Annotated in this window: 23 protein-coding genes; 17 read left to right on the forward strand and 6 right to left on the reverse strand. The window is 65.7% G+C overall.

The window, feature by feature from the left end; genetic code table 11:
* Position 1 precedes the first annotated feature (1 nt).
* From tsaE to V6N07_RS07945, 6 genes are all read left to right on the forward strand, one after another.
* Positions 2–1,573: a tRNA (adenosine(37)-N6)-threonylcarbamoyltransferase complex ATPase subunit type 1 TsaE gene (gene tsaE, locus V6N07_RS07920; protein ID WP_371155447.1), complete on the forward strand. Its 1,572-nt coding sequence runs from the start codon at positions 2–4 to the stop codon at positions 1,571–1,573.
* The gene (locus tag V6N07_RS07925; RefSeq protein ID WP_371155448.1) at positions 1,570–2,244 is read left to right on the forward strand and encodes a nucleotidyltransferase family protein; all 675 of its coding nucleotides are present in this window, start codon (positions 1,570–1,572) and stop codon (positions 2,242–2,244) included. The genes tsaE and V6N07_RS07925 overlap by 4 nt, the downstream gene beginning before the upstream one ends.
* A complete protein-coding gene (gene addB, locus V6N07_RS07930; RefSeq protein WP_371155449.1) occupies positions 2,241–5,159 on the forward strand; it encodes a double-strand break repair protein AddB in 2,919 nt (972 codons plus the stop codon). Before V6N07_RS07925 ends, addB begins: the two co-directional genes overlap by 4 nt.
* Positions 5,156–8,506, forward strand: a complete 3,351-nt coding sequence (gene addA, locus V6N07_RS07935) for a double-strand break repair helicase AddA (RefSeq protein WP_371155450.1) — start codon at positions 5,156–5,158, stop codon at positions 8,504–8,506. The genes addB and addA overlap by 4 nt, the downstream gene beginning before the upstream one ends.
* Positions 8,507–8,553: 47 nt before the next feature.
* Positions 8,554–8,874, forward strand: a complete 321-nt coding sequence (trxA, locus tag V6N07_RS07940; RefSeq protein WP_371155452.1) for a thioredoxin — start codon at positions 8,554–8,556, stop codon at positions 8,872–8,874.
* A 342-nt stretch (positions 8,875–9,216) separates the two neighbouring features.
* Positions 9,217–9,423 carry a cold-shock protein gene (locus tag V6N07_RS07945; RefSeq protein ID WP_371155453.1) on the forward strand — a complete coding sequence of 69 codons (207 nt, stop codon included), beginning with the start codon at positions 9,217–9,219 and terminating at the stop codon, positions 9,421–9,423.
* 99 nt (positions 9,424–9,522) lie between these two features.
* Here the strand turns inward: V6N07_RS07945 and V6N07_RS07950 are convergent, their stop codons facing one another.
* The 3 genes from V6N07_RS07950 to V6N07_RS07960 all read right to left on the reverse strand — a co-directional run bounded on the left by V6N07_RS07950 (position 9,523) and on the right by V6N07_RS07960 (position 12,380).
* Positions 9,523–10,551 carry an HWE histidine kinase domain-containing protein gene (locus tag V6N07_RS07950; protein ID WP_371155455.1) on the reverse strand — a complete coding sequence of 343 codons (1,029 nt, stop codon included), beginning with the start codon at positions 10,549–10,551 and terminating at the stop codon, positions 9,523–9,525.
* Between the two features lie 146 nt (positions 10,552–10,697).
* On the reverse strand, positions 10,698–12,017 hold the full coding sequence (locus V6N07_RS07955) for an ammonium transporter (RefSeq protein ID WP_371155456.1): 1,320 nt from the start codon (positions 12,015–12,017) through the stop codon (positions 10,698–10,700).
* Between the two features lie 24 nt (positions 12,018–12,041).
* Entirely contained in the window at positions 12,042–12,380 is a 339-nt protein-coding gene (locus tag V6N07_RS07960; protein WP_371155457.1) for a P-II family nitrogen regulator, read from the reverse strand.
* 277 nt (positions 12,381–12,657) lie between these two features.
* Here V6N07_RS07960 and V6N07_RS07965 point away from each other — a divergent pair, with 277 nt between their 5' ends.
* The 8 genes from V6N07_RS07965 (at position 12,658) to V6N07_RS08000 (ending at position 21,737) form a co-directional block, all read left to right on the forward strand.
* The gene (locus V6N07_RS07965; protein ID WP_371155459.1) at positions 12,658–14,829 is read left to right on the forward strand and encodes a transglycosylase domain-containing protein; all 2,172 of its coding nucleotides are present in this window, start codon (positions 12,658–12,660) and stop codon (positions 14,827–14,829) included.
* 141 nt (positions 14,830–14,970) lie between these two features.
* Complete coding sequence (locus V6N07_RS07970; RefSeq protein WP_371155460.1) at positions 14,971–16,716, forward strand: type I secretion system permease/ATPase; 1,746 nt, start codon at positions 14,971–14,973, stop codon at positions 16,714–16,716.
* Entirely contained in the window at positions 16,713–18,089 is a 1,377-nt protein-coding gene (locus tag V6N07_RS07975; RefSeq protein ID WP_371155461.1) for an HlyD family type I secretion periplasmic adaptor subunit, read from the forward strand. Before V6N07_RS07970 ends, V6N07_RS07975 begins: the two co-directional genes overlap by 4 nt.
* A gap of 133 nt (positions 18,090–18,222) precedes the next feature.
* The gene (locus V6N07_RS07980; protein WP_371155462.1) at positions 18,223–18,681 is read left to right on the forward strand and encodes a RidA family protein; all 459 of its coding nucleotides are present in this window, start codon (positions 18,223–18,225) and stop codon (positions 18,679–18,681) included.
* A complete protein-coding gene (locus tag V6N07_RS07985; RefSeq protein WP_371155464.1) occupies positions 18,678–19,433 on the forward strand; it encodes a glycerophosphodiester phosphodiesterase family protein in 756 nt (251 codons plus the stop codon). Before V6N07_RS07980 ends, V6N07_RS07985 begins: the two co-directional genes overlap by 4 nt.
* Before the next feature lie 25 nt (positions 19,434–19,458).
* Positions 19,459–20,646, forward strand: coding sequence for a GNAT family N-acetyltransferase (locus tag V6N07_RS07990; RefSeq protein ID WP_371155465.1), 1,188 nt, complete (start codon positions 19,459–19,461; stop codon positions 20,644–20,646).
* Complete coding sequence (locus V6N07_RS07995) at positions 20,643–20,882, forward strand: 4a-hydroxytetrahydrobiopterin dehydratase (RefSeq protein ID WP_371155467.1); 240 nt, start codon at positions 20,643–20,645, stop codon at positions 20,880–20,882. The genes V6N07_RS07990 and V6N07_RS07995 overlap by 4 nt, the downstream gene beginning before the upstream one ends.
* Before the next feature lie 6 nt (positions 20,883–20,888).
* Positions 20,889–21,737 carry a mechanosensitive ion channel family protein gene (locus tag V6N07_RS08000; protein ID WP_371155468.1) on the forward strand — a complete coding sequence of 283 codons (849 nt, stop codon included), beginning with the start codon at positions 20,889–20,891 and terminating at the stop codon, positions 21,735–21,737.
* A 25-nt stretch (positions 21,738–21,762) separates the two neighbouring features.
* Here V6N07_RS08000 and V6N07_RS08005 read toward each other — a convergent pair whose 3' ends face one another.
* On the reverse strand, positions 21,763–22,818 hold the full coding sequence (locus tag V6N07_RS08005; RefSeq protein ID WP_371155469.1) for an ornithine cyclodeaminase: 1,056 nt from the start codon (positions 22,816–22,818) through the stop codon (positions 21,763–21,765).
* 70 nt (positions 22,819–22,888) lie between these two features.
* Positions 22,889–23,800, reverse strand: coding sequence for an arginase (rocF, locus tag V6N07_RS08010; RefSeq protein ID WP_371155470.1), 912 nt, complete (start codon positions 23,798–23,800; stop codon positions 22,889–22,891).
* A gap of 117 nt (positions 23,801–23,917) precedes the next feature.
* Here rocF and V6N07_RS08015 point away from each other — a divergent pair, with 117 nt between their 5' ends.
* Positions 23,918–24,349 (forward strand): Lrp/AsnC family transcriptional regulator, encoded by a 432-nt coding sequence (locus V6N07_RS08015; protein WP_371155471.1) that lies wholly within the window; start codon positions 23,918–23,920, stop codon positions 24,347–24,349.
* 75 nt (positions 24,350–24,424) lie between these two features.
* Here the strand turns inward: V6N07_RS08015 and V6N07_RS08020 are convergent, their stop codons facing one another.
* Positions 24,425–24,913, reverse strand: a complete 489-nt coding sequence (locus V6N07_RS08020; protein ID WP_371155472.1) for a peroxiredoxin — start codon at positions 24,911–24,913, stop codon at positions 24,425–24,427.
* A 79-nt stretch (positions 24,914–24,992) separates the two neighbouring features.
* Here V6N07_RS08020 and V6N07_RS08025 point away from each other — a divergent pair, with 79 nt between their 5' ends.
* Complete coding sequence (locus V6N07_RS08025) at positions 24,993–26,189, forward strand: NAD(P)/FAD-dependent oxidoreductase (protein ID WP_371155474.1); 1,197 nt, start codon at positions 24,993–24,995, stop codon at positions 26,187–26,189.
* On the forward strand, positions 26,186–26,731 hold the full coding sequence (rsmD, locus tag V6N07_RS08030; protein ID WP_371155476.1) for a 16S rRNA (guanine(966)-N(2))-methyltransferase RsmD: 546 nt from the start codon (positions 26,186–26,188) through the stop codon (positions 26,729–26,731). The genes V6N07_RS08025 and rsmD overlap by 4 nt, the downstream gene beginning before the upstream one ends.
* Positions 26,732–26,794: the final 63 nt, after the last annotated feature.

The following is a 26,794-nucleotide window of genomic DNA, read 5'->3' on the forward strand; positions in this document are numbered from 1 at the left end:
CATGTCCGCAGATACCTTCGCATCACCCCCAATCCACCTCGACGGCCCGGCGGCCACGGACCGACTGGCCGGGGTTCTGGCAGGGTGCCTGCAACCCGGTGATGTCCTGTTGCTGCAAGGCCCCGTCGGGGCGGGCAAAACCGCCCTTTCGCGCGCGTTGATCCAGAATTTGCAGGCGCGGGATGGCGGGGCCACCGAAGATGTCCCGTCGCCCACATTTACCCTGGTACAAACATATGAAACCCGGGACTTCGAAATCTGGCACGCGGACCTCTATCGCGTGACACACCCGGACGAGGTGCTGGAACTGGGTTTGAGCGAAGCGTTCGATACGGCCGTCTGCCTGATCGAATGGCCGGATCGGCTGGGGGCGGACACGCCCCCGGGCGCCGCGACCCTGCGATTGGATGTCCTGTCCGAAACCGAGCGGCGCCTGACCATATCGGGCGACAAGGTCAGCGATGCACTGGCGATACGCCTTGCCAGGGCGGCCCTGATGACCGCAGCCCAACCGACGACCGACACGAAAGCCGAGGAAACTGCCCCCATGACCAGACGTACAGATGATCAGGAGCGGTTTCTGGACGGCGCAGGCTGGGCGTCGGCCAACCGTATTCCCTTGGCCGGCGATGCATCGCCGCGCCGCTACATCCGCCTGACAGACGGCGCACGCCCGGCGATCCTGATGGACGCCGCCCCCGAGACCGGTCAGGACGTGCGCCCCTTCGTACGGATTTCCGGCATTCTCGCCGACCGGGGTCTGTCTGTTCCGGAAATTCTGGCGGCCGACGCCGACCGGGGGTTCCTGTTGCTGGAAGACCTCGGCGATGCACTCTTCAGCCACGTCGCCCGACAGGACGCCGCCGCCGAGGCGATGCTCTACGGGGCGGCCGGGGATGTCCTCGGGCTACTGCAATCGGCACCGCCGCCAGAAGACCTGCCCGCCTATACGCCGCAGATGGCCGACCTCGCCGGATTGGCGATCGACTGGTATGCACCGCAGTCCCGGACGAGGCGCGCCGATCTTGTCGCGGCGATGGCGGCGGCGCTGGAGGATCCTGTCATGGCCCCTTCCGTCCTGACCCACCGCGACTTTCATGCCGACAACCTGATCTGGCTGCCGGAACGCTCGGGCGCCGCACGTGTTGGCCTGCTGGATTTTCAGGATGCCATGGCCGGACCGCCGGAATACGATCTGGCCTCGTTGATCCATGACCCGAGGCGCGTCGTGTCCCCGACGGCACAGGATGCCGCCATGCAGGCCTACCTCGGCGCAACCGGCCGAAGCCCCGATGACGTCTCGCGGGGGGTGGCGATCTGTTCGGCGCAGCGCAGCTTGCGGATCCTTGGCGTTTTCGCGCGCCTTTGCCTGCGCGACGGCAAGTCCCACTACCCCGACTTCATCCCGCGCACATGGGCGGCCCTGCGGCGCGATCTGGACCACCCGGCACTTGCCGATCTGCGCAGGATCGTCGACGCGACCCTGCCCGCCCCGACGCCCGAGGGGCTGGAGACCATGCGCAGCCGCGCAGGGCACCTCGCGGGCCACGAGCATGCGGAACCGGTGGCATGATGATCGCGACCATGGTCTTCGCGGCAGGTTTGGGGACACGGATGCGCCCCCTGACCGATGATCGTCCCAAGGCGATGGTGCAGGTCGCCGGACGCCCCCTGATCGATCATGCCCTGGAGCAGGTGGCGGGACCGGGGCCATGCGTGGTGAACGCGCACCACTTCGCGCCCGTGCTGACATCGCATCTCTGCACCCGGGATGACCTCGTGATCGTGACCGAGGATATGCTGCTGGAGACGGGCGGCGGATTGCGCGCCGCCCTGCCCCGGCTGGGTCGTGGCCCCGTTCTGACGATGAATGCCGATGCCGTCTGGACCGGGCCGCGGGCGCGGGACACCCTGCTGTCCGCATGGCGGGGGGATGCGATGGATGGCCTGCTTCTGCTTGTTCCGCCCAAGCGCGCCGTGGGTCAGGCCGGCGGCAGCTTTGCAATGGACCATGACGGGCGGCTGACGCGCGACACGGACGGCATGGTCTATACCGGGGCCGGCATCGTGAAGACCGACCGCCTGCACGATGACCCCCGCACCGTTTTCTCCCTCCGGGATCTCTGGTTCGACATGATGGGTCGTGGCCGCCTGTTCGGGGTCGAACATCCCGGTCATTGGGCCGACGTCGGCACACCCGAGGGGATCACGCTGGCCGAATCCATGCTGGCAGGTGCCGCGTGATCCGGGGCCTGTTCCATGAACCGGTTGGCGTCGACTTCTCGCGCGCCCTGGCAGACGGGCTGCGGACCCGCCTTGAGACGCAGACGCCCGAGGCGCTGGCCCGTGTCACCGTCCTTGTCAGCACCAATCGCATGGCAACCCGCCTGCGCGCCGCCCTTGCCGAAGGGGGGGCGACACTGTTGCCGAGGATCGGCCTCGTGTCGCAGCTGGAACCGCTCCTGCGGCCCGGCATGGCGCCGCCGACGACCATCGCGCCATTGGCCCTGCGCCTGCGCCTGACACGCCTTGTTCGTGGCCTGCTGGCGGCACGGCCCGACCTTTCGCCGCCAGATGCGGCCTTCGACCTTGCCGGAACGCTGCAGACCCTGCTGGCGGAGATGCAGGAAGAGGAAATGCCCGCCGAAGCCCTCGAACAGATCGACACGCGCCACCTGTCCGACCATTGGCAAAGATCGCTGGAATTCCTGCGCATCGTGTCAAGCTGGTCCGAAGCCACGTCAGGCGTGACCGCAGCGGGCGTTCAGCGCGCCGTCCTGTCGATCCTGATGCAGACCTGGGCCGACGCGCCTCCACAAGACCCGGTCATCATCGCAGGCTCCACCGCGTCGCGCGCCCCGACGCGGGTGCTGATCGATGGTGTCCTGAAACTGCCTCAGGGCGCCGTGATCCTGCCGGGGCTGGACACCGACATGCCGGAAGATGCGTGGCAGGCCCTTTTGTCCGGGGATGGCCCCGGGGCTCAGGACCACCCGCAATATCGGCATGCCGCCCTTCTGGACACCCATGACACCGCCCGCGCGAATTGCGCCAAGTGGAGCGACCACGCCCCCGCGGTCCCCGCCCGGAACCGACTGATATCCCTGGCCCTGCGACCGGCCCCGGCCACCGATGCCTGGCGCATCGAAGGCCCCGAATTGACCGACATGGCAGCGGCCTGTGATGGCATCACGCTGGTCGCGGCCCCCTCGCCCGGGGCCGAGGCGATGGCGATCGCCCTCGGGCTGCGCGCCGCGCTGTCACGGGGTGAGCGTGCCGCGCTGATCACGCCCGACCGCACCCTGTCCCGCCAGGTCGCGGCGCAGTTGGATCGCTGGGGGATCGAACCGGACGACAGTGCAGGACGCCCCCTGCATCAATCCACGCCGGGGCGCCTGTTGATGCAGGTCGCCGGCATGATGGGCCGCCGGGTCGAATCCGAAGATCTGGCCATCGTTCTGTCCCACCCCCTGACGCGCGCCGATGCACGGGTGGCGCATCTTCCCCGCGCGCGGGAGGTCGAGCTGTCGCTGCTGCGTGACCGACCCTGTCCGTTCCCCGATCGCGACACCGTCCTTGCCTGGGCGCGGGACCCCGAGACGGCAGGTCAGGACGATGACTGGACCGCGTGGCTGGCGGACCTTCTGGACCTGTTGATCCACGCCCCCGCGCGGGCCACGCTGGCGGATCACGTGACCACGCATCTTGCCGCGATCCGTCATCTGGCCCCCAATGACGGCGCCTGGGTCGGAGAAGCCGGTCGCCGCGCCCGTGACGTCATGGATGCGCTGATCGATGCTGCCGACAACTCGGGCCCCGACGCAATATCCGGCCTTGAATACGCGCGCATCCTGCACGCCCTGCTGTCCGCCGAAGAGGTGCGCGAGGGTTTCGCACCGCACCCGGACATCATGATCTGGGGCGCGCTGGAGGCGCGGGTCCGCACCGCCGACCTCGTCATCCTGGGCGGTCTGAACGACGGCACCTGGCCCGACCAACCGGGCGCCGATCCCTGGTTGAACCGGACGATGCGCACGGCCTGTGGCCTGCGCCTGCCCGAGCGCAGCGTCGGCCTGTCCGCCCATGACTTCCAGCAGGCCGCCTCCGGCCCGCAGGTCTGGTTGTCGCGCGCCGCGCGAAACGCCGAGGCCGAGACCGTGCCGTCCCGCTGGCTGAACAGGATCGAAGGATTGCTGTCGGGCCTTGGCGGCGAGGCCAGCGAGGCGTTGAAGGCGATGCGCGCGCGTGGGGACGAGTGGCTGTCGCTGGCCGCCCGCGTCGACGTGCCCGACACCACGGTCAGCCGCGCGGCCCGTCCGGCGCCCATCGTGCCGGCGGCGGCACAGCCCCGGCGCCTGTCCGTGACCGCGATCGAGGTTCTGATCCGCGACCCATATGCGATCTACGCCCGCAGCATTCTGGGGCTGCGCGCCCTGTCGCCCCTGCGACAGTCCCCCGATGCCCGTCTACGCGGGACCGTGGTGCATGACGCGATGGAGCAGTTCGCCCGCGACATGCCCGGCCCCCTTGACGGCGATGCCGCGCCGCGGCTGCGTGAAACGCTGGAAAGATCGCTGCGGCAGACGGCGCCATGGCCCGCCATGCGGCGGATCTGGCTGGGCAAGTTCGACCGGCTGATGGACGACCTGATCATCGCCGAGGGCGCGCGCCGCCGCATCGGCACCCCGCTGTTTCTGGAGGAAGAGGGTCGGCTCGACCTGCCGGAGCTGGATTTTGCCCTGACGGCCAAGGCCGACCGACTGGATGACCGGGGCAGCGGCGTGGCCATCTACGACTACAAGACCGGCGCGCCCCCGACACCGAAACAACAGGCCTATTTTGCCAAGCAGCTGCTGCTCGAAGCCGTGATGATCAGCGAGGGTGCCTTTGCCAATATCCCCCACCGCCGGGTGGAGGAGGTTGCCTATCTGCAGGTCGGCTCGAAATATGACGAGAAGGCCGTGAAGATCGACGATGCCGTTCTGGCGGAAACGCGTAGCGGGCTGCTCGACCTGATCCGCGCCTATCGCGAGGGGCGTCCGTGGATCGCGCGCCTGGCCCCCGATTTCCTGGAATATACGAGCGACTACGATCATCTGTCCCGCTTTGGCGAATGGGACGATACCGATACCGCACAGCCGACGAAGGTGGGCCGATGACGCAGGCAACTTTGCCAGACGCCGCCACGCGCGCGCAGATCGGCGCGGCCGATCCCTCCGGGTCCGTCTGGCTGGCCGCGAACGCGGGGTCGGGCAAGACGCGCGTTCTGACCAACCGGGTGGCCTGGCTGTTGCTGCAGGGAACGCCCCCGGAACGGATCCTCTGCCTGACGTATACCAAGGCCGCGGCGGGCGAGATGCAGAACCGCCTGTTCAAGACATTGGGCGGCTGGGCCATGATGCCGGACCCCGACCTGCGGGACGAGTTGCGGACCCTTGGCGTGCCGTTCGACCGGATTTCGACCGAACAGATGCGCCACGCCCGCACCCTGTTCGCGCGGGCCATCGAAACCCCCGGTGGCCTCAAGATCCAGACGATCCACGCTTTTTGCGCATCCCTGTTGCGCCGCTTCCCGTTGGAAGCCGGTGTTTCCCCCGCCTTTTCAGAGATGGACGACACCGCGACCACGCGCCTGCACGCGGATATCCTCGACGCAATGGCCGACGACCCGGATGAGGCACCGCTCGTGGATGCGATGTCCGCCCGTCTCAGCGATGGGGAGCCGTCGAAGTTTCTGGCGCAGGTCGCCCGTGCCTGGCCTGTCGGCACCGCCCCCATGGACGAGGCCGCCCTGCGAGATGCCTTGGGCGTTGGCAACGACACAGAGGCCAACCTGCGCGAAGGGACGATCACGGCCAATGACGTCTCGCTCGTGAATGTCGTGCGCGAGGCCGCGGCGGGCGACAAGGGCGTCAAGATGGTCCGCCTGCACCGGTCCCTGTCCGAGGCCTATGTCGCCGATTACGATGACAGGTTCGACATCCTTTGCGCGGCTCTGCTGACCAAGGAGAAACAGCCCCTGAAGGCGCTTGTCAGCAAGGGCGTCGCAACCACCTTGGGCGATGATTGCGTGGACGAGCTGCGCGATCTGGCCGAGCGGCTGTCGGATGCGGTCGCACGCCTTGGCGCGCTTGCCTCTCTCGACTACGCGCTGGCGCTTCATGCCTTCGCACCTGCGTTCACGCGGCGCCTGCAGGCGGCGAAACAGGCGCGCGGCTGGCTGGACTTCGATGATCAGATCGCGCGGGCGAGGCATCTTCTGTCGACCTCCGACATGGCGCAGTGGGTGTTGTTCAAGCTCGATGGCGGCCTTGATCACATCCTCGTGGACGAGGCGCAGGACACGGCCCCCGCGCAATGGGACGTGATTGCCGCGCTTGCCGCCGAATTCGGGGCCGGGTCCGGCGCGCGCGAAGACGTGGTGCGCACGTTGTTCGTCGTCGGTGACCGCAAGCAGTCGATCTATTCCTTTCAGGGGGCGGACCCCGATGCCTTCGACCGGATGCGGGATGTCTTTGCCGACCGCTTGCCGCAACAGGCCGCGGCGCTGCGCGATCATGCGCTGCTGCATTCCTTCCGGTCGTCGACGGTGATCCTCGACCTTGTCGATGCGGTGTTTGCCGATGGCGGTGGTGTCGGCCCCGCGCCGCAGCACCTGGCCCACAATCCCGATCTGCCGGGCCGCGTCGACCTGTGGCATCCGATCGAACAGGAAAAGGCCGATACGGATGATCGCAAGTGGTTCGATCCCATCGATCGGCCTGCCGCAAACGACGCCGAGGTTCTGCTGGCCCGGCGGATCGCGGACAACCTGCGCGCCATGATCGACGCAGGCACCCCGATCGTCCACAAGGGGACCCGGCGTCCGGTGACCGAAGGTGATATCCTGATCCTGTTGCAACGGCGCAAGTCGCTGTTTCACCACGTCATTCGTGAATGCAAGGCGCGCGATCTGAACCTTGCGGGCGCGGACCGCCTCAAGTTGTCGGATGATCTTGCGGTTCGCGACCTGATTGCCCTGCTGACATGGGCCGCGACGCCTGATGACGACCTGTCGCTTGCCGTGGTCCTGCGGTCGCCACTTGTCGGGCTGGACGAGGGGGCGCTGTTCGACATTGCCCATGGCCGCAGGAAACGGCCGCTGTGGTCGGTCCTGCGCGACAGCGGGCATGACATCGCAATGCTCGAAGACATCCTCAGGATCGCGGACATTCTGCGACCCTACGAGATCCTCGAACGGGTCCTGATCCGGCACGGCGGTCGACGACGCCTGATCGCACGACTGGGCACCGAGCGGGAAGAGGCGATAGAGGCCCTGCTCGGTCAGGCACTGGCATACGAGACGTTGGAAGTGCCCAGCCTGACGGGGTTCCTCGGCTGGCTCGCCTCGGCGGATGTGGACGTCAAGCGACAGCCCGGCAGTGGCAGCATACGGGTCATGTCGGTCCATGGCTCCAAGGGGTTGGAATCGCCTGTCGTGATCCTGCCGGAAACGCAGGTGCGGTCGCCCCAGGGTATTTCGGGTGTCAGGCGCCTGTTGGATGGGACGCCCGTCTGGATGCCCAACAAGGCCGGATGGGCCCCCGCCCTTCATGATCTGTCAGAGGCGGAATCGGTGGCGCAGGCCGCTGAACGGGATCGTCTTCTTTATGTGGCGCTGACACGGGCCGAAAGCTGGCTGATCGTGGGTGCGGCCGGCAAGGTCGGCGATGATCCACACGACAGCTGGTGGCGCCAGATCGAGGCCGGGATGATCGCGCGGGGCGCACAGCCGATCAGGAATGCGGATGGCGCGGTGGATCTGCGTTTGCAGGCGGGCGACTGGACGCCCTTGGGCAAACCGCAACGCGACGACGATACGGGGGTGCGGGATGCGGTCCTGCCCAAATGGGTGTCGCAACGCGTAGAAACACCGAAGACTGCCGTCAAACCCATTGCCCCCTCGGCCCTGCCCGGTGCCAAGACACTCGCCGGTTCCGACGCGGCCCCTGATGCAATGGACAGGGGAACGGCGATCCACCTGTTGCTGGAGCATCTGCCCTCCGTCCCCGAAGCCGAACGGGCAGCCGCCGCGCGACAGATCGCCCCCGATGCGGATGAGGCCGCATTGAACGAGGCACTTGCCCTGTTGTCCGATCCCGCCCTGTCCACCGTGTTCGCCGCCGGAACACTTGCCGAGGTAGGTTTCGTCCTGCCGGCAAGCGGGTCGGCACCCGCGGTTTCCGGGACGATCGACAGGATCATCCTGTCGCCCGGTCGGGTGCGGGTCATCGACTTCAAATCGAACGCGGTCGTTCCCGAGGCCGCGTCCCACACCCCGGCGGGCATCTTGGCCCAGATGGGGGCATATCGGGCCGCGGCAGGGGCCATATGGCCCGAGCGCACGATCGATCTGGCCATCCTGTGGACCCGTACGGGCACCCTGATGACCATCCCACCTGACCTTGCGGCGCAGGCATGGGCCGCGGTCGGCCCATTGACCCCGCCGGATGCGATCCCTAGCTGATAGCCCCAGCACCGCGCGAAACGCGCCCTATCTTCAGGAGAGACACCATGGCCACCGTTGCCGCAACCGACGCCACGTTCGACGAAGTCGTCAAGCAATCCGACATCCCGGTCATCGTCGATTTCTGGGCCGAGTGGTGTGGCCCCTGCAAGCAGATCGGCCCTGCCCTCGAAGAGCTGTCGGACGAATACGCCGGCAAGATCAAGATCGTGAAGGTCAACGTCGACGAGAACCCGCAGTCGCCCGGTCAGATGGGCGTGCGCGGCATCCCCGCCCTGTTCATGTTCAAGGGTGGCGAAGCCGTCGACCAGAAGATCGGTGCAGCCCCCAAGGCGGCCCTGAAGGACTGGATCGACGGCGCCGTCTGAGCACGGCCTTCCGTCCCCGATAGTATACCCGGAACCCCGGCAATCGATGCGATTGTCGGGGTTTTTCCTGCCTGGCGTTCGCCGGAATGCCGCCCTGCCGGCCTTTGGCTCTGCCGAACATCGCGCAGGCGCAAAACACTGATTTTCAATCGGTGGCGACTGATCGCTGTTTTTGCATTTCTGAAACTTCCCCTTGTAAATCTCCGCGAATGCGACGACATGGGTGTTCTAGCGTGCGAACATCGACCACCCTGCGTTTATCGGCTTGGTCTTTCGATCCCTCCACAGACTGACCCCCGACCGGTGCATTCCGCACCGGACAAGACCGCAAGGATGGCTAATATGGCTTCTGGCACCGTAAAATGGTTCAACTCCACCAAGGGCTTCGGCTTCATCGCTCCCGATGGTGGCTCCAAGGACGTCTTCGTCCACATCTCCGCTGTTGAGCGTGCTGGTCTGAACGACCTGGCCGACAACCAGAAGGTGACTTTCGACATCGAGCCCGGCCGTGACGGCCGCGAGTCGGCAGTGAACATCGCGCTGGCCTAAGGGTCGCGCAGGTGCCCCGAACCGGGGCACGCCACAGATCGGAAAAGGCGCGCCATTGTGGCGCGCCTTTTTCGTTGTCCGTGTGGGTCGATGGCGATCCTAGCCGAAGACCTGCCGCAGGATCCGGCTTGCCGGTGCGGTCAGCGACCAGCTGACCCCCCCGGGATCGTAGCGCAAATCGACTTTTCCATCGACGGATTGCGCCGCCATCCGCGTCAGGACCTTCTGCCCGAACCCGGATGTTTCGGGTTTCTGGACAGGTGGGCCACCCGTCTCGGTCCATGAGATGGTGAAGACCGGGTCCGCGCCGGTGGAAACTGCCCATTCTATCGAGACGTTTCCGCCCTCGGCCTGAAACGCCCCGTATTTTCCGGCATTCGTCGCAAGCTCGTGCAGGGCCATGCCGATGGCTTGCGCGGCATCGGGGCTCAACTCCGTGTCGGGCCCGTCGATATGGACCTTCGCCACCTTGGCGGCGACAAAGGGTTCGAGGTGAAAACCGACCAGATCGGACAGCTGCACGTGCGTCCAGCTGTTGCGCACCAGCAGATCCTGATTGAACGACAAGGCCCCCATACGGTCACCGAACCGCTGCGCGAACGCCTTTTCAGCCGGTGTGGCCGCGGTCATGCGCGCGATGGTCTGCATCACCGCCATCAGGTTCTTGGACCGATGGCTGACCTCTTCCATGACGAAGCGGACCTTGTCCTCGGCCGCCTTGCGATCCGTCACATCCAGCACGGCGACCAGACCGGACACGGCACGGGTTTCGCCGGTGTCCGTATCCGTGGCGAACATGCATTGCTTGCGCGCGTTCAGCCATCGCACGGTGCCATCGCCGCAGGTAACCCGATGCACCACATCCATGAAGTGGCTGCCATTCGGGTCCAGCATGTCTGTCACCTTGCAGAGGACGGACATGCGATCTTCGGGATGGATGCGCTCATGCAGCACATCGCGCGAGATCGGGGTATTCGGCGGCAGGTCGAACATTCCGGCGGCGCGTTCATCCAACGTGATGGTGTTGGCGTCGTAATCGACCTCACCCAGACCGACACCGGCCACCTCCAGGCCGAGAGTCAGCTTCTTCTCCGTGAGGCTGTCACGTCCTTCCGAAAGGTCTCTCATAATTGCAGTCCGCACTGGCTTATGTTGCACAACCATACGGTGACCTTCGGGAATTGACAGCGAATAATGTTAATTCTGGCTGACATGAAAAAACGCCCCGGACCGTTTCCGATCCGGGGCGTCGTTTTCTGTTTTCTCAGGGCGATTTAGCCCTTGGAGAACTCGGGATAGGCCTCCATGCCAAGCTCGGACATGTCGAGACCCATGATCTCGGCCTCTTCGCTGACGCGGATGCCCATTGTGGCTTTCAGGATGAACCAGACCACCATGCTGACGATGAACACGAAGGCGCCGATGGCCGCGAAGCCCATGATCTGCGTCCCGAAGGACGTGCCGTCCGTGTAGACCGGGACGACCAGCGTGCCCCAGAAACCGGCGATCAGGTGGACCGGGATGGCGCCGACGACGTCGTCGATCTTGAGCTTGTCGAGCAGCGGCACGGTGAAGACGACGATCACGCCACCGACGGCACCGATCCAGAGAGCCCCGAAGAGCGAAGGATCGAGCGGACCTGCGGTGATCGACACGAGGCCGGCCAGCGCGCCGTTCAGCACCATGGTCAGGTCGACCTTCTTGTACATGATCTGCGTCAGGATGAGGGCTGCGACAGCACCGGCCGAGGCGGCCATGTTGGTGTTGGCGAAGATGCGGCCCACGTCGGTGATGTCACCCACGGTGCCGGCGGCCAGCTGCGAGCCACCGTTGAAGCCGAACCAACCCAGCCACAGGATGAACGTGCCGAGCGTGGCAAGGGCCAGGTTCGAGCCGGGCATCGGGATGACCTTGCCGTCCTTGGCGTACTTGCCGATCCGCGGGCCGAGGACGATCGCACCGGCGAGGGCGGCGAAACCACCAGCGGCATGCACGAGGGTCGAGCCGGCGAAGTCGGAGAAACCGGCTTCGGACAACCAGCCGCCGCCCCACTGCCAGGATGCTTCGATCGGATAGATGAAGCCGGTCAGGACGACCACGAAGATCAGGAACGGCCACAGCTTGATGCGCTCGGCCAGGGTGCCGGACACGATCGATGCGGTAGTCGCACAGAACATCAGCTGGAAGAAGAAGTCCGAGGCGACGGATGCATAGTCGAGCGACGCATCGGCAGCAGCGAGGCCCACGGGCTCCAGCGAGGTGATGTTGAAGAACCCGCCGACGTAGCCGTTGAAATCACCGGGGTACATCAGGTTGAAACCGACCAGCCAGTACATGATGGCCGCGAGCGAGAAGAGCGCGATGTTCTTGGTCAGCTGCGTGGTGACGTTCTTGGACCGCACGAGGCCCGCCTCGAGCATGGCGAAACCGGCCGCCATCCAGAACACGAGGAAGCCGCCCACGAGGAACAGCAGCGTCGTCATCAGGTAGGGCCCGATTTCGTCGAATGTCGGCGCAGGGGCGTCCTGCGCGAAGGCCGCGACCGGCAGCGCGGCAAGCGCAGCACCCAAGGCCAGTGTTTTCTTGAAGTTCATTACCGTTTTCCCCTTGGCGGTCGTTCAGATTGCTTCGTCGTTCAATTCGCCGGTGCGGACGCGCACGGCCTGCTGAACGTCGAGGACGAAGATCTTGCCGTCGCCGATCTTGTCGGTCTTGGCAGTGGTGGCGATGGTTTCGACGACCTGATCGGCCATCGCGGCCGGAACGACGATCTCCAGTTTCACCTTCGGAACGAAGTTCACGGCGTATTCCGCACCGCGATAGATTTCCGTGTGGCCTGACTGGCTGCCGAAGCCCTTGATTTCGGTAACCATCATTCCGCGCACGCCGAGGGTGGTCAGTGCTTCACGGACCTCCTCCAGCTTGAACGGCTTGATCGCTGCAATGATGAGTTTCACCTGGCGTCCCCTTGTCTGCAGCCCCTCGAATGTGGGCCGGATGACGGCAGATCACGAATGCGGCATGCCGGGCGCAACGGCTGTGCATACGACAGCCGCACTGTTCCTGCCCGTGTTTTACATTTTTTGCACAATTTGGCGGCATTGCTCATTTTTTGTGCATTGCGGATATGCTGCAATTGCGAAGGAATTGATCGAAGTCGGGTGCATAACCGACTCAGCCCCGTTATCTTCGGCCAAAAGCGAAGACCCCCGGTCAAAAGCAACGAGCAGACAGATGGCGAAATCCGGCAAGTCCCGGCTGGCGGCAGACCGCCGCACGCTGGCACCCAAGACATCCGCGCGCCCCAAAAAGACGGCACCGGCAAGCAAACCCCGGCCACAGCGCAAGAAGCGTGGCCTGTTGGGGTGGCTTCTGTGGCCCTTCACATTCGCGCTACGGGTCATCTGGGCGCTGACTTGGCGGGGGATTGCGATCGTCGCGCTGATCGTCGCGGCGGCAACGGCATACAACTATGTCGGCATCCCCGACATGGCGTCGCTGTCGGATGGGCGCGCGCGCGGCTCCGTCACCATGCTGGACCGCGACGGGGACGTATTCGCCTGGCGGGGGGACAATTTCGGCGGGCTGGTCACCACCGACAACGTCTCACCCCACCTCAAGAACGCGGTCATCGCCTCCGAGGACAAGCGTTTCTATCGCCACCTCGGCGTCAGCCCGCGTGGTATCGTGGGGGCCATGCGCACCAACATCCAGGCCGGACGTGGCCCGTTCTCCGGCGGCGGCGGATCGACCATCACGCAGCAGGTCGCGAAACTTCTGTGCCTTGGCACCGATTATTCGCCTGCATTGGGGATTTCCGAGGCGGAGTTCGAGGCCGACTGCCGCACCGGCTCCGTCTGGCGCAAGGTCAAGGAAATCCCCTATGCCCTCGCGCTGGAGTTGAAGTTCACCAAGGACGAGATCCTGTCGATCTACCTCAACCGCGCCTACCTTGGTGCGGGCGCGCGGGGCTTTGCGGCCGCGTCGCAGCGGTATTTCGCCACGCCGGTATCGCGCATCGGACCGGCACAGGCCGCGATGCTGTCGGGCCTTCTGCCCGCGCCCAGCTATTACGCACCGACCTCGAACCTCGCGCGAGCACAGGATCGGGGCGCGACCGTCCTGCGCCTGATGCGCGATCAGGGCTATCTGAGCAGCGCCGAGTATCAGCAAGCCATCGACAACCCCGCCACCCTGTCGCGGGCGGCACGACAGGACACCGGCGGATATTTCGCCGATTGGGTCATGGGCACAGGCCCGGACTTCCTGACGCATGACACCACCGAAGACGTCATCATGCGCACCACCCTCGACAAGCGGATGCAGACCGCCGCCGAGGAGGCGCTGGGCTATGTCTTCGACACCAAGGTCCGCGAAGGGTCCGAGGCGCAGGCCGCCATCGTCGTGATGAGTGCGGACGGCGCGGTGCGTGCCATGGTCGGCGGGCGCAATACCCGCGGCGCCGGTCAGTTCAACCGCGCAACCCAGGCCGTGCGCCAGACCGGCAGCAGCTTCAAACCCTTCGTCTATGCCGCCGCCCTCGATCTTGGGCGCCGGTTCGACGACGAGGTGTTCGACGGCCCGTTGCAGATCCAGGTGCCGGGGTCCGGGATCTATGCCCCGACGAACTATGACGGCAAGTTCTATGGCTCCGTTTCCCTGACCGAAGCGCTTGCCCGGTCGCTCAACACCGCGGCCGTTCGCCTGTCCGAGGACGTGGGCCGCGACATCGTGCGCAAGGTCGCCACGGATTTCGGCATCGAAAGCGATCTGGCCGCTGGCCCGGCGCTGGCGCTTGGCGCGTCCGAATCGCCGCTGCTGGAAATGACGGGGGCCTATGCCGGCATTCTGAACGGTGGCACGAGCGTCACGCCCTATGGCCTCACTTCTCTGCGCCTGCGCGGTGAGACGCAATCGCTGGTCGACCATGACAGCGGTCTTGGCGAACGGGTCATCACCGAAAGCGCCGCGCGGCAACTGATCTACATGATGAGCCGCGTGGTCGAGGAAGGCACCGGCACCCGCGCCCGTCTGGGCGACCGCCCCGCCGCGGGCAAGACCGGCACCACGTCGTCCTATCGCGATGCATGGTTCATCGGCTTTACCGGCAACTATGTCGCCGGCGTCTGGATGGGATACGACGACAACACGCCGCTGACCGGTGTGACCGGCGGTGGCCTGCCTGCGGAAATCTGGCGCGAAACCATGGTTCGGGTGCACGAAGGCCTGCCGATCACCCCCCTGCCGATGATCGATCCCACCGCCGAGGCCCGCCGCCCCGTCGCGCAGGTTCCCGCCCCCGATCAGCGCACCCCCCAGCCGCAGCAGCAGGCCCCCGAACGCGAGCCCGATCTGGCCGAGCGTATCCTTCAGGACGTTCTGGGGGGCATCTTCGGGCGGAATTGATCGCCCCGGTTGCCCCGTGGCCTTCACGAGGCTGGCATCCCGGGCGCCGATGGGTGACCATCCCAAAGCGGGGAGGCGCGGATTTAGCGTCTGCAGACCCGACACGATAAACGCACCGGCATCGGTGGAGGAACGATTGACATGAGACGACCACAGGCGCGACGCCCGGATCTGGGCCAGCCCGAGATGAGCGAGGTTCGCAGGCAGTCCAGCGGGCTGATGGTGATGGTGTTCATCTTCTCGATGGTCGTGAACGCCCTGATGCTGACGGGCCCGATCTACATGTTGCAGGTCTATGACCGGGTGCTCGGGTCCCGGTCCGAGGAAACGCTGCTGGCCCTGTCGGTCCTCGTGACGTTCCTGTTTCTGATGATGGGCGTCATGGACCATATCCGCGGCCGCGTGATGGCACGGGTCGGCGCCCGGTTCCAATCCGCCCTCGACGGGCGCGTGTTTCAGGCGCACCTGCGTCGTGCCGCGGCCACACCCGGCGGGGCCGGTCAGCGCAATCCCCTGCGTGACCTCGAAGCCGTGCAGCGCTTGCTGTCCTCGCCCGTCTTTCTTGCGCTGTTCGACATCCCCTGGACGCCGTTGTTCCTTGCCGCGATCTTCATCTTCCATCCCTGGCTGGGGATCCTCGCCTGCGGCGGCGGCCTCGTCCTGATCGCATTGGCAGGGGTCAACCAGTGGATGACCTCCGGCCCGATGGCAGAGGCGAACAACGCGACGGCCCGTGCCGAACTGACCGCGCAGCAACTCGCCTCGGAGGCGGAGCTGGTCCAAAGCCTCGGGATGCGTGGCGCCGCCTTTCAGCGGTGGATGACCGCGCGCGGCAAGTCGCTGACGCAATCGGTCGCCTTTTCCGACCGGTCCGGCTTTTTCACCGTGACGACCAAGACGCTGCGCCTTTTCCTGCAATCCGCGATGCTGGGCCTCGGCGCCTATCTCGTGCTGCAGAACCAGCTGACGGCAGGCGCGATGATCGCCGGTTCGATCCTGATGGGGCGGGCATTGGCACCGATCGAAATGGTGATCGGGCAATGGCAACTGGTGCAGGCCGCGCGCAAGGGCCGGGTTTCGGTCCTCGAGCTGTTGGAAACCGTCCCGCCCGAGGCCCCCCGCACCCCCCTGCCCCGGCCCCAGGCCCTGTTGACCGCCGACAATGTCACCATCGTTCCGCCGGGCGCGCAGCAGGCCGCCCTGCGCGCCGTCAGCTTCGTTCTCAAGCCCGGTCAGGCCATGGGCGTGATCGGTCCCTCGGGGGCGGGCAAGACCTCGCTTGCCAAGGCCATCTGCGGCGTCTGGCCACCGGCGGGCGGCAAGATGCGCCTCGATAACGCGACCTTGGATCAATACGATTCCGACGTGCTGGGCGGTTATGTCGGCTATCTGCCGCAGACCGTCACCTTGTTCGACGGCACCATCGGCGAGAATATCGCCCGCCTCGCCGCGGACCCCGATCCGGCCAAGATCGTCGAGGCCGCCAAGAAGGCCGCGGCGCATGAGATGATCCTTGAACAGCCGGCGGGCTATGACACCCAGGTCTCCGCCATCGGTGGCCGTTTGTCGGGCGGTCAGATTCAGCGCGTCGGCCTTGCCCGCGCGATGTATGGCGATCCAGTAATCCTTGTCCTGGATGAGCCGAACTCGAACCTCGACAACGAGGGCACCCGCGCCCTCAACCGTGCGATCAAGGGCATGAAGCAGGAGGGGAAGGCCGTCATCATCATCGCCCACCGCCCCGCCGCCATTCAGGAATGCGAAGTCCTCCTGATGCTGGAAAACGGCATGCGCACGGCCTTCGGTCCGCGCGAAGAGGTGCTGCAGAAGATGGTCAAGAACCATGAGCAGTTGACCAAGGCCCCGACGCCCGGAGGCGTATCATGAACCAGATGCCAGCGTTGAAGCCCGGTAGCCAGCCCCCCGCCGCCCCCGGTGCCAAACCCCTGCCCCCGGCGAAAGTGGCCGCGAAGACATGGACCGCCCGCCGGCAGCTGGTGATCGGGATCATCGGGCTTGCCATTCTGCTTGGCGGGTTCGGGTCCTGGGCGGTTCTTGCCAACATCTCCGGCGCGATCATCAGCCAGGGGCGCATCGCCGTGGACAGCAACCGACAGGTGGTTCAGCACCCGGATGGCGGCGTGGTGGCGGATATCAATGTGCGCGAAGGCGACATCGTCGAGGCGGACGACGTGCTGCTGTCGCTTGACCGGACCCTGCTGCAGTCGGATGCCCAGATCCTTCTGGACCAGTTGCACGAGATTCGTGCCCGATCCGCCCGGCTGGAGGCCGAACGGGATGTGCAGGACGCGATCCTGTTCCCCGACGACCTGCTGGCCGCGGCCGCCGCCGACAACGAAGTGGCCGATATGCTCGACGGACAGCGCCGCCTGTTCGACGCGCGCAACGAGGCCTTCGGCCGCGAGACGGAACAACTGGTCCGCCGCAAGGAACAGATCGCCTCGCAGGTCGATGGCATCACGGCCCAGTCCGATGCGCTGACGTTGCAGCTGGGGTTCCTGCGCGAGGAGCTGGAAGCCCAGCAAAGCCTGCTGGATCGCGGTCTGGCCCAGGCCCCCCGTGTCCTGGCCCTGCAGCGTGAAGAGGCGCGCCTGCTTGGTCAGGTCGGCGAATTCACCGCCGGGATCGCCGAACTGGAGGGCCGTGCGACCGAGATCGATCTCGAAGTGCTCAAGCTGGAGACACGGCTTCGCGAACAGGCCATCAGCCAGTTGCGCGATCTTCAGTTTCGCCAGATCGAACTGGCCGAACAGTATCGCAGCGTGCAGGAACGGCTGAGCCGGATGGAAATCACGGCGCCCGTCGGCGGCGTGGTTTACGGCCTGACCGTCTTCGCACCGCGCAGCGTCATCCGCCCTGCCGATCCGGTCCTCTACCTCGTCCCTCAGGACCGTCCACTGGTGATTCAGGTGCAGGTCGATCCGATCCACATCGATCAGGTCTACCCCGGTCAGCCGGTGACCCTTCGCATGCCGACCTTCGATGCGCGGACAACGCCGGAAATCTTCGGCTCCGTCATTCGGGTGTCGCCGGATTCCTTCACGGATGAGGTTACGGGCGCCCCCTACTACCGCGCGGAGATCCTGCCGAACGAGGGCGAGATCGATCGCCTGAACGGCCAGGTCATGCTGCCGGGCATGCCGGTCGAGGCCTACATCCGCACGGAGGATCGCACGCCGCTTGCCTATCTCGTGAAACCGCTGGCCGACTATTTCAACCGCGCCTTCCGCGAAGGCTGAGGCAGGGTCCGGGGCCACCGGGACAGGCGCGGACATGACGAACACGTGAAGGGCGGGAAAACCGGAATTGGCATTCCCGGTAGGGCATGACAGCGTGGCGGCAAACATCCCCCTGGCAGCCGGAGACCGCGCCATGTCCTTTACCGCCAAACTTGCCGAAATGGGTATCACCCTGCCCGATGCCCCCCTACCCGCGGCGAACTACGTCCCCGCCGTTCGGTCCGGCGACCTCCTGTTCGTATCCGGACAGATCAGCGCCGATGCCTCGGGCATGATGGTCGGCAAGCTTGGCGATGACGCGACCATTGATCAGGGCGTGGCCGCGGCCCGCGCCTGTGCAATCAGCCTGCTTGCGCAGGTCAAGGCGGCCTGTGGTGGCGACCTGGAACAACTCGACCAGGTCGTGAAGCTGACGGGTTTCGTCAATTCCACGCCCGACTTCGGGGATCAGCCCAAGGTCATCAACGGGGCCTCTGACCTGCTGGCCGAAGCCCTCGGGGATGCGGGCAAGCATTCCCGCTCCGCTGTTTCGGCAGCGTCCCTGCCATTCGGCGTGATGGTCGAGATCGAAGGGATCTTTCGCCTGAAATGACGTCCCTTCCAGATAGCTTCCTGCGCGGTCATATCGCGCACCGGGCGTTGCACGACCGACAGGATGGGCGCCCGGAAAACTCGCTCGCCGCGATCCAGGCCGCGGTCGACCTCGGCGTCGCCATCGAGCTGGATGTGCAGCCATCCGCGGACGGACAGGCGATGGTGTTCCATGATGACACCCTCGACCGCCTGACGGCCGAGACCGGGCCCATAGACGCGCGAACTGCCGATGAACTGACCCTCATTCCCCTGCTCGGCGGACACGAGGGGATCCCGACCCTGCCGCAGGTTCTGGCCCTTGTGGACGGGCGCGTTCCCCTGCTGATCGAGGTCAAGGATCGCGATGGCCAGATGGGTCCGAACATCGGCGGGTTGGAGGATGCGACGCTTGCGGCCCTGGCGGGCTATTCCGGTGACGTGGCCTTGATGTCCTTCAATCCGAATTCCGTGGCTTATCTGGCGGCCCAAGCGCCACATATCCCGCGCGGCATCGTGACATCGGCCTACAGCGACGCCCATTGGCCGGAGCTGACGCCGGAAACACGCGCCCATCTCGCCGCCGTCCCGGATCTGGATCGGACGAAGGCCGCGTTCATCAGCCATGAGGTCGGCGCACTGACCATGCCACGGGTCGCGGAAATCAAGGCGCAGGGCCTGCCGATCCTGTGCTGGACGGTCCGTTCCGCCGAGCAGGAGGCGCAGGCCCGACAGATCGCCGATGCCGTAACCTTCGAAGGCTACTTGCCGTGATCTGCTGCGGCCCCACCTAAGGGCGATGACCGACACGCCCATCGAAATCTCCGTCCTGACCGACCTTGGCCAGATCGACGCCGCGGAGTGGGACGCCTGCGCCTGCCCCGAGGCGGCGGATGGCGGCCCACCGAACGATCCCTTCACGACGCACAGGTTTCTGCGGGCGCTGGAGGAAAGCCATTCCGTCACCGGGCGCAGCGGCTGGCAGCCCCAGCATCTTGTCGCGCGGATGGGCGGCGAAGCGATCGCCTGCGCGCCGCTCTATGCCAAGGGGCACAGTCAGGGCGAATACATCTTCGACCACAACTGGGCCCATGCGTGGGAACGTGCCGGCGGGCATTACTACCCCAAGCTGCAACTGGCGGTGCCCTTCACGCCGGCAACGGGACGTCGGTTCCTCGTGCGGCCCGGTTACGAGGAGATCGGCGTTCAGGCGTTGATCCAAGGGGCCGTGCAACTGACCGAGCGCAACGACCTGTCGTCCCTGCATATCACCTTCTGCACCGCCGAGGAACGTGCAGCCGGCGCCTCGCTGGGCCTGATGGAGCGGTCGAGCCAGCAGTTCCACTGGTTCAACGACGGCTATGCCGATTTCGATGGGTTCCTGGGCGCACTGTCCTCGCGCAAGCGCAAGAACATCCGCAAGGAACGGGCACAGGCACAGGCCTTCGGCGGACAGATCAGGGCCTACACCGGCGACAGCCTGCAACCACATCATTGGGATGCCTTCTGGCGGTTCTATCAGGATACGGGCGCGCGCAAGTGGGGCACGCCCTATCTGTCGCGCGCCTTCTTCGATCTGGTGCAGGAACGGATGCGCGATGATGTGCTGCTGGTCATGGCCGAACGCGACGGGGTTCCCGTCGCAGGGGCGCTGAACTTCATCGGGCGCGATGTCCTCTATGGGCGCTACTGGGGCTGTACGGAGCATCACCCCGCCATGCATTTCGAGGTCTGCTACTATCAGGCCATCGATCACGCGATCGCGCGGGGCCTGTCCCGTGTCGAGGCGGGCGCACAGGGCGAACACAAGCTGGCCCGCGGCTACTTGCCCGTCACCTGCCATTCCCTCCATCATATTCCCAACGAAGGTTTTGCCCGCGCCGTCGCGCAGTACCTGGAAGCAGAAGCCCGCGCGGTCGAAGAGGATATCGAGGTTCTGACGGCCTACGGGCCTTTCAGACGCAGCCACGTCGAGGAGCAGCAATGACACCGGATGGATGGACCGAGACCGACGGCACCCTTGAGCGCAGCTTTCAGTTCAGCGACTTCTCCGAAGCCTGGGCCTTCATGTCCCGCGTCGCCCTGCTGGCCGAGGCGCAGGATCACCACCCGGACTGGACGAATGTGTGGAACCGGGTGGACATTCGGCTGACTACGCATGATGCGGGCGGCCTCACCGACAAGGATCGCAGGCTTGCCGAAGCGATCAACCAACTGGACTGATCCGCAATGAACGAACTTCTTTCGACCGAAATCTACGACGGGCGCACGCTGGGCGACTTCATCTCGCTCGAATTCCTCGTGTCCATCCTTGGCAGTATCCTGTCCGCGATCCTCGTCCTGGTCGTCGGCTTCATGATCGCCGGCTGGGTTGCCCGGCGGATCAAGGGTCTGGCCGAGGCGCATTCGCGGCTGGACGACACGTTGTTCGACTTCCTTGCCAACATCGTGCGCTACGCCGTGATCGGGCTGGCGTTCCTGATCGTGCTCAATACCTTCGGCATCCACACGACGTCCCTCGTCGCGGTCATCGGTGCCGCGGGTCTGGCCATCGGCCTCGCACTTCAGGGGACCTTGTCGAACGTGGCCGCGGGCGTGATGCTGATCTTCTTCCGCCCGATCAAGATCGGCGATTTTGTCACGATCAACGATGAAAGCGGCACGGTAAAGGCGATCAACCTGAACTACACGGAACTGGCCTCGATCGGGAACTATCAGATCATCATCCCCAATTCCGAGGTCTGGGGCAACACGATCACCAACTATTCGGTCTATCCGACCCGGCAGGCGGAATGGACCTTCGGGGTCGGTTACGGGGCCGATCTGGCACTGGTCGAACAGGTGATCCGCGACACGCTAGCGGCCGACGAACGGCTCCTGCCCGACCCGGAACCGACCGTGAAGGTGACCGAACTCGGGGCGTCCTCCGTCGACTTCCTCGTCCGGGCATGGGTGCGCCGCGAGGACTGGTTCGGCTTTTCCAAGGACGTGACCCGCAACGTGAAGATCGCGCTGGACAATGCCGGGGTCGAAATTCCGTTCCCGAACCGCACGGTCCACATCGTCAAGGACGACTGAGCCGACGCATCCGGGGCGCCTGCGATCAGGCGTCCCGGGCGCGCTGCACCATGCCGAACAGGTCGCGGGGATCGTCCGGGTCCGCCAGCATGTCCAGATCGACGAAATGTCCGGTGCGGCGCATCTCGTCGTGGATGTGCCGTAGGGCGCTGAAATCCTCGGTCGCAAAGCCCACGCTGTCGAACAGCGTGATCTGATCCGCACCGGTGCGCCCGGCAACCTGACCGTCGATCACGCGCCAAAGCTCCGTCACCGGATGATCGGCGTCCAACTGCTGTATCTCGCCCTCGACCCGCGTCTGAGGGGGGTATTCGACAAAGATGTCCGCCCGCAGCAGGATATCGCGGTGCAGTTCGGTCTTGCCCGGACAGTCGCCGCCGATCGCGTTCAGGTGCACACCCGCGCCGACCATGTTGTCGGTCAGGATGGTCGCCTGCTTCTTGTCGGCCGTGCAGGTGGTAATGATCTGCGCCCCGGCAATGGCGTCTTCGGCGCTGTCGCAGGACACGACGCGCAGGCCGGTTCCGGCAAGGTTGCGGGCCGCCTTTGCCGTGGCGGCGGCGTCCACATCGTAAAGGCGTACCTCCTCCACTCCGAGACAGTGGTGAAAACCCAGCGCCTGGAATTCGCACTGCGCCCCGTTGCCGATCATCGCCATGACACGCGCGTTTTTCGGGGCAAGGTGGCGAGCCGCGACGACCGACATGGCCGCCGTCCGCAGCGCGGTCAGCACCGTCATTTCGCACAGCATCACCGGATACCCGGTATCGACGCGGGCCAGCACGCCAAAGGCGGTCACCGTCTGAAACCCGCGCGCCATGTTGGCCGGATGGCCGTTGACGTATTTGAAGCCATAGAACTCTCCGTCCGAGGTCGGCATCAGTTCGATGACCCCCTCCTCGGAGTGGGAGGGCAGGCGGGCGACCTTGTCAAAATCCTCCCACCGGACGAAATCGGCTTCGATCCGATCCGCGATGGCGGCGATGGTCTGGGCCACGCCCGCGGCGTTCACGATCCGCATCATGTCGGCAACGGAGACGAAAGGCACCATGGCAAGGCGCGACGGGGCGAGATCAGTCATGAGAAGTCCTCGAAAAGCACCGCGCCGGGCGTCGGGACCTGACAGGCGGTGCATGGAGATGGGCAGGGCATCAGGGGCGGGACCGCGTCGGGCGATCCAGAACGGACTTGCCGAACAGGGACGAGACAAGATCGACCAGCAGGGTTGCCGTCCGACCTCGGTCATCGAGGAACGGGTTCAGTTCTGCCAGATCGAGCGAGGTCACCAGATCGGCGTCGTGCAGCATCTCCATCACCAGATGCGCCTCGCGGAAGGTCGCCCCGCCGGGCACCGTTGTGCCGACGGCCGGGGCGATCGAGGGATCGAGGAAATCGACATCGAAGCTGACGTGCAGGTCGCCGCCCGCGGCCCGCACCCGGTCGAGGAAGGCCCGAAGGGGTGCGGCGATGCCCCCTTCGTCGATCGCACGCATGTCGGTGACATCGATACCCGCCTGCCGCACCGCCTGTTTTTCGAACGGATCGACGGACCGCAGCCCGATCATGCAGACGTTGGCCGGATCGACCGTCGCGCGGGGCGCCGGGAAATGGGGCGTGAAATCCGAGGTCGCCGTAAAATAGGAAACGGGCGTCCCATGCAGGTTGCCGCTTTCGGTGCTGTCGAGCGTGTGGATGTCGGAATGCGCATCCAGCCACAGGACGAACAGCGGACGATCGCCGGCCCGCGCCGCCATGGCCGGAACCGTCCCGGCCGCCATCAGGTGATCACCGCCCAGAAAGATCGGCAGGCCGTCAACCTGTGTGTCCTGAAGCACCGAGATCCAGCCCGCGCTCCGCTCCAGATCATGAATCGCGGGGTTCGGATGTGCGGGGACATCCATGTCGCTGGCGTCAAGGTTGCCACGGTCGGTGACCGAATGGCCCAGATCCGACAGGGCGCGGGCCAGACCGGCCGTCCGAAGGGCATCCGGCCCCATCAGGCAACCGCCGCGTCCTGCGCCGATCTGCACCGGGGCCCCGATTAGGGTGATCGTTTTCGACATCCGATTGTCTCCGAAAGGGATGAGGGCGTTGACGTCATTGAACCCCATGACCCCGGCAGCCAGAAGACATATAAGTGATCGGTACGGGCAGCGGATCTGTCAGATTGGGCGCAGGGGGTGACCATATTGGATGACATCGATCACAGGCTACTTGCGGCCTTGTCGGCGGATGGGCGGGCCTCCGTCTCGGCCCTGGCGGCAGGGCTGGGCGTCACACGCGCCACTGTTCGCGCCCGCATCGCGCGCCTCGAAGCCGCCGGAGAGATCCTCGGCTACCGGGTCGTGACCCGCGCCGACCTGTCCGAGCATCCCGTGCGCGGCATCGTCCTGATCGAGATCGAGGGCACCGGCGCGGCGCGTATCAGCCGCGCCATGATCGCGATGCCGGAGGTGGTGGCGGTGCATTCCACCCATGGTCGCTGGGACCTGGTCGCCGACCTCGGTGCGGAAACGTTGGAGGCATTGGACGCCACGTTGAACCGCATTCGCAGCATCGGGGGCATCACCCGGTCGGAAACGAACCTGTATCTTTCGACCCGCAGACGGTGATTGCGCGGGCGTGGCCCCGCGCGACCTGCACCGCCCGCCGACCGAAGTCGACAGGCGGCAGAGACAGAGCGATCGTCAAAGGGTGGCGAGCAGCGCTTCACCCCCGGAGGTCTCGCAGACGCCGGGGCTTTCCTCGGCGTGCAGCGTCTTAACGGTGCCATTGTCGACGATCATCGCATAGCGCTTGGACCGACCGTGAAACCCGACAGGCGGGGCCGTGAAATCCATGCCCATCGCCTTGGTGAAGGATCCGTCCGCATCGCCCAGCATGTGAATGCCGGCCTCGGTCGCGCCCGTGGAGTCACCCCAGGCCTGCATCACGAACGGATCGTTGACGGACACGCAGATCACCGTCTCGACGCCCTTGGCGGCAAAATCAGACTTCGTCCGGATGAAGCTAGGCACATGGGCCGTGGTGCAGGTGCCGGTATAGGCACCCGGCAGCGCAAAGATCGCGACCGTCTTGCCGGCGGTCAGATCGGACAGGGACACCGACTCTGGGCCGTTTTCGCCCATCCGCAAAAGCTGGGCGTCGGGAAGGGTGTCACCGGGGGAGATTGCCATGTCAGCGATCCTCGCGTTTGAAGTTTCAACAAAGCGGATATAGCTCTGCCCACAGTCAGGGACCAGTCAGGGGTGCGTCATGGATCACATTGCCGTCGTGGGCGCGGGACAGGCTGGCGCGAGCCTCGTGGAAACCCTGCGCAAGGAGGGGTTCGACGGGCGCGTGACCCTCTGGGGTGACGAGGCGGAGCCCCCCTATCAGCGCCCACCCCTTTCCAAGGCCTATCTTCTGGGGGAGATGACGCGCGACCGCCTGCAATTGCGGCCTGCGTCATACTACGAGGATCAGCGGATCGAGCTGCGCCTGAACACCCGCATCACCGCGATCGACCCCGCGGCGCATGTCCTGACGCATGCAGGTGGTCAGGAAACATGGGATGCCCTCGTCCTTGCCACGGGGGCCAGCCCCCGACGCCTGCCCGCCGATATCGGTGGAGATCTGGCGAATGTATTCAGCGTCCGCACCCTGGCGGATATCGACGCGATGGAGCCTGCGTTTGCCCCGAATGCCCGCCTTCTGGTCGTTGGCGGCGGCTACATCGGGTTGGAGGCAGCGGCCGTGGCCCGCAAGCGCGGGATGGCCGTGACCCTTCTGGAATCCGCCCCCCGCCTTCTGGCGCGCGTGTCCTCGGCGGAAACGGCGGCGTGGTTCGCAGAACGGCATCGCGCCGAAGGCGTCGACATCCGCCTGAACGCAGCGCTGGAGCGTCTGAACGGCGAGACGACCGTCACCGGAGCAACCTTGGCCGATGGCAGCCAGATCGCGGCGGATGTCGTGGTCGTCGGCATCGGTGTGACCCCGGGGACCGCCCTGGCACAGGCCGCGGGCCTCGAGTGCGACAATGGCATTGCCGTTGACGCCCTTGGCCAGACCTCCGCCGCCGGAATCTGGGCCGCGGGGGACTGCTGCTCGTTTCCGCATGGGGCGGGCCGCATGCGGCTGGAAAGCGTCCCCAACGCGATCGAACAGGCGCAGGCCGTGGCGCGCAATATCCTTGGCGCGGCCACGCCATATGTCGCCAAACCTTGGTTCTGGTCCGATCAGTACGACGTCAAACTGCAGATCGCAGGGCTGAACACCGGGTTCGACGATGTTGTCGTGCGCGCCGCCGAAGCGCGATCCCACTGGTACTACAAGGGCGATACGCTGCTTGCGGTCGACGCGATGAACGATCCGCGTGCCTACATGATCGGCAAGCGCCTGATCGAGGCCGGACGATCCCCGGACAAGAGCGCCGTCGCCGACCCCGACACCCCGATCAAGAGCCTGCTATGAGGATCGTCGGCGGCAAATGGCGGGGCCGACGCCTTGCCGCCGTCGGCAAGGGCGACGCCGCCGCGCATCTGCGCCCCACCACGGACCGGGTGCGCGAATCCATCTTCAACCTGCTCGTGAATGGCGGACACGGCGACCCGATTTCCGATGCGCGGGTTCTCGACGTTTTTGCGGGCACCGGCGCCTTGGGACTGGAGGCGATCAGCAGGGGCGCCGCAGCCGCCACGTTCGTCGAACAGGGCCGCAAATCGCTTTCGATCCTGCGAGAGAATATCGCGTTGTTGGAGGCACCCGCGCGCGTCGTATCACGCGATGCCCGTCGTCCGGGGCCCGGCACGCCCCATGACCTCGTGTTTCTCGATCCGCCTTACGGCGCGGGCATGGGCGAGCGTGCGATCGATGCGCTTCGCACCCAAGGCTGGATTGCCCCTGACGCGCTGATCGTCTGGGAAGAAAGCGCGCCGCCGGTCCTTGCGGACCTGATACAGGTCGATCAGCGCCGCTATGGCGAGACCTGCGTCACACTCGCCCGCCTGTCCTGATTGGCGATCCCTCTTTCGGGACCGGTTCCGGGGCGCAAGGCAATGCCCCCGCGCCCCATGAAC

The organism is Jannaschia sp. 2305UL9-9 (assembly GCF_041403465.1).
Classification (GTDB): domain Bacteria; phylum Pseudomonadota; class Alphaproteobacteria; order Rhodobacterales; family Rhodobacteraceae; genus Jannaschia.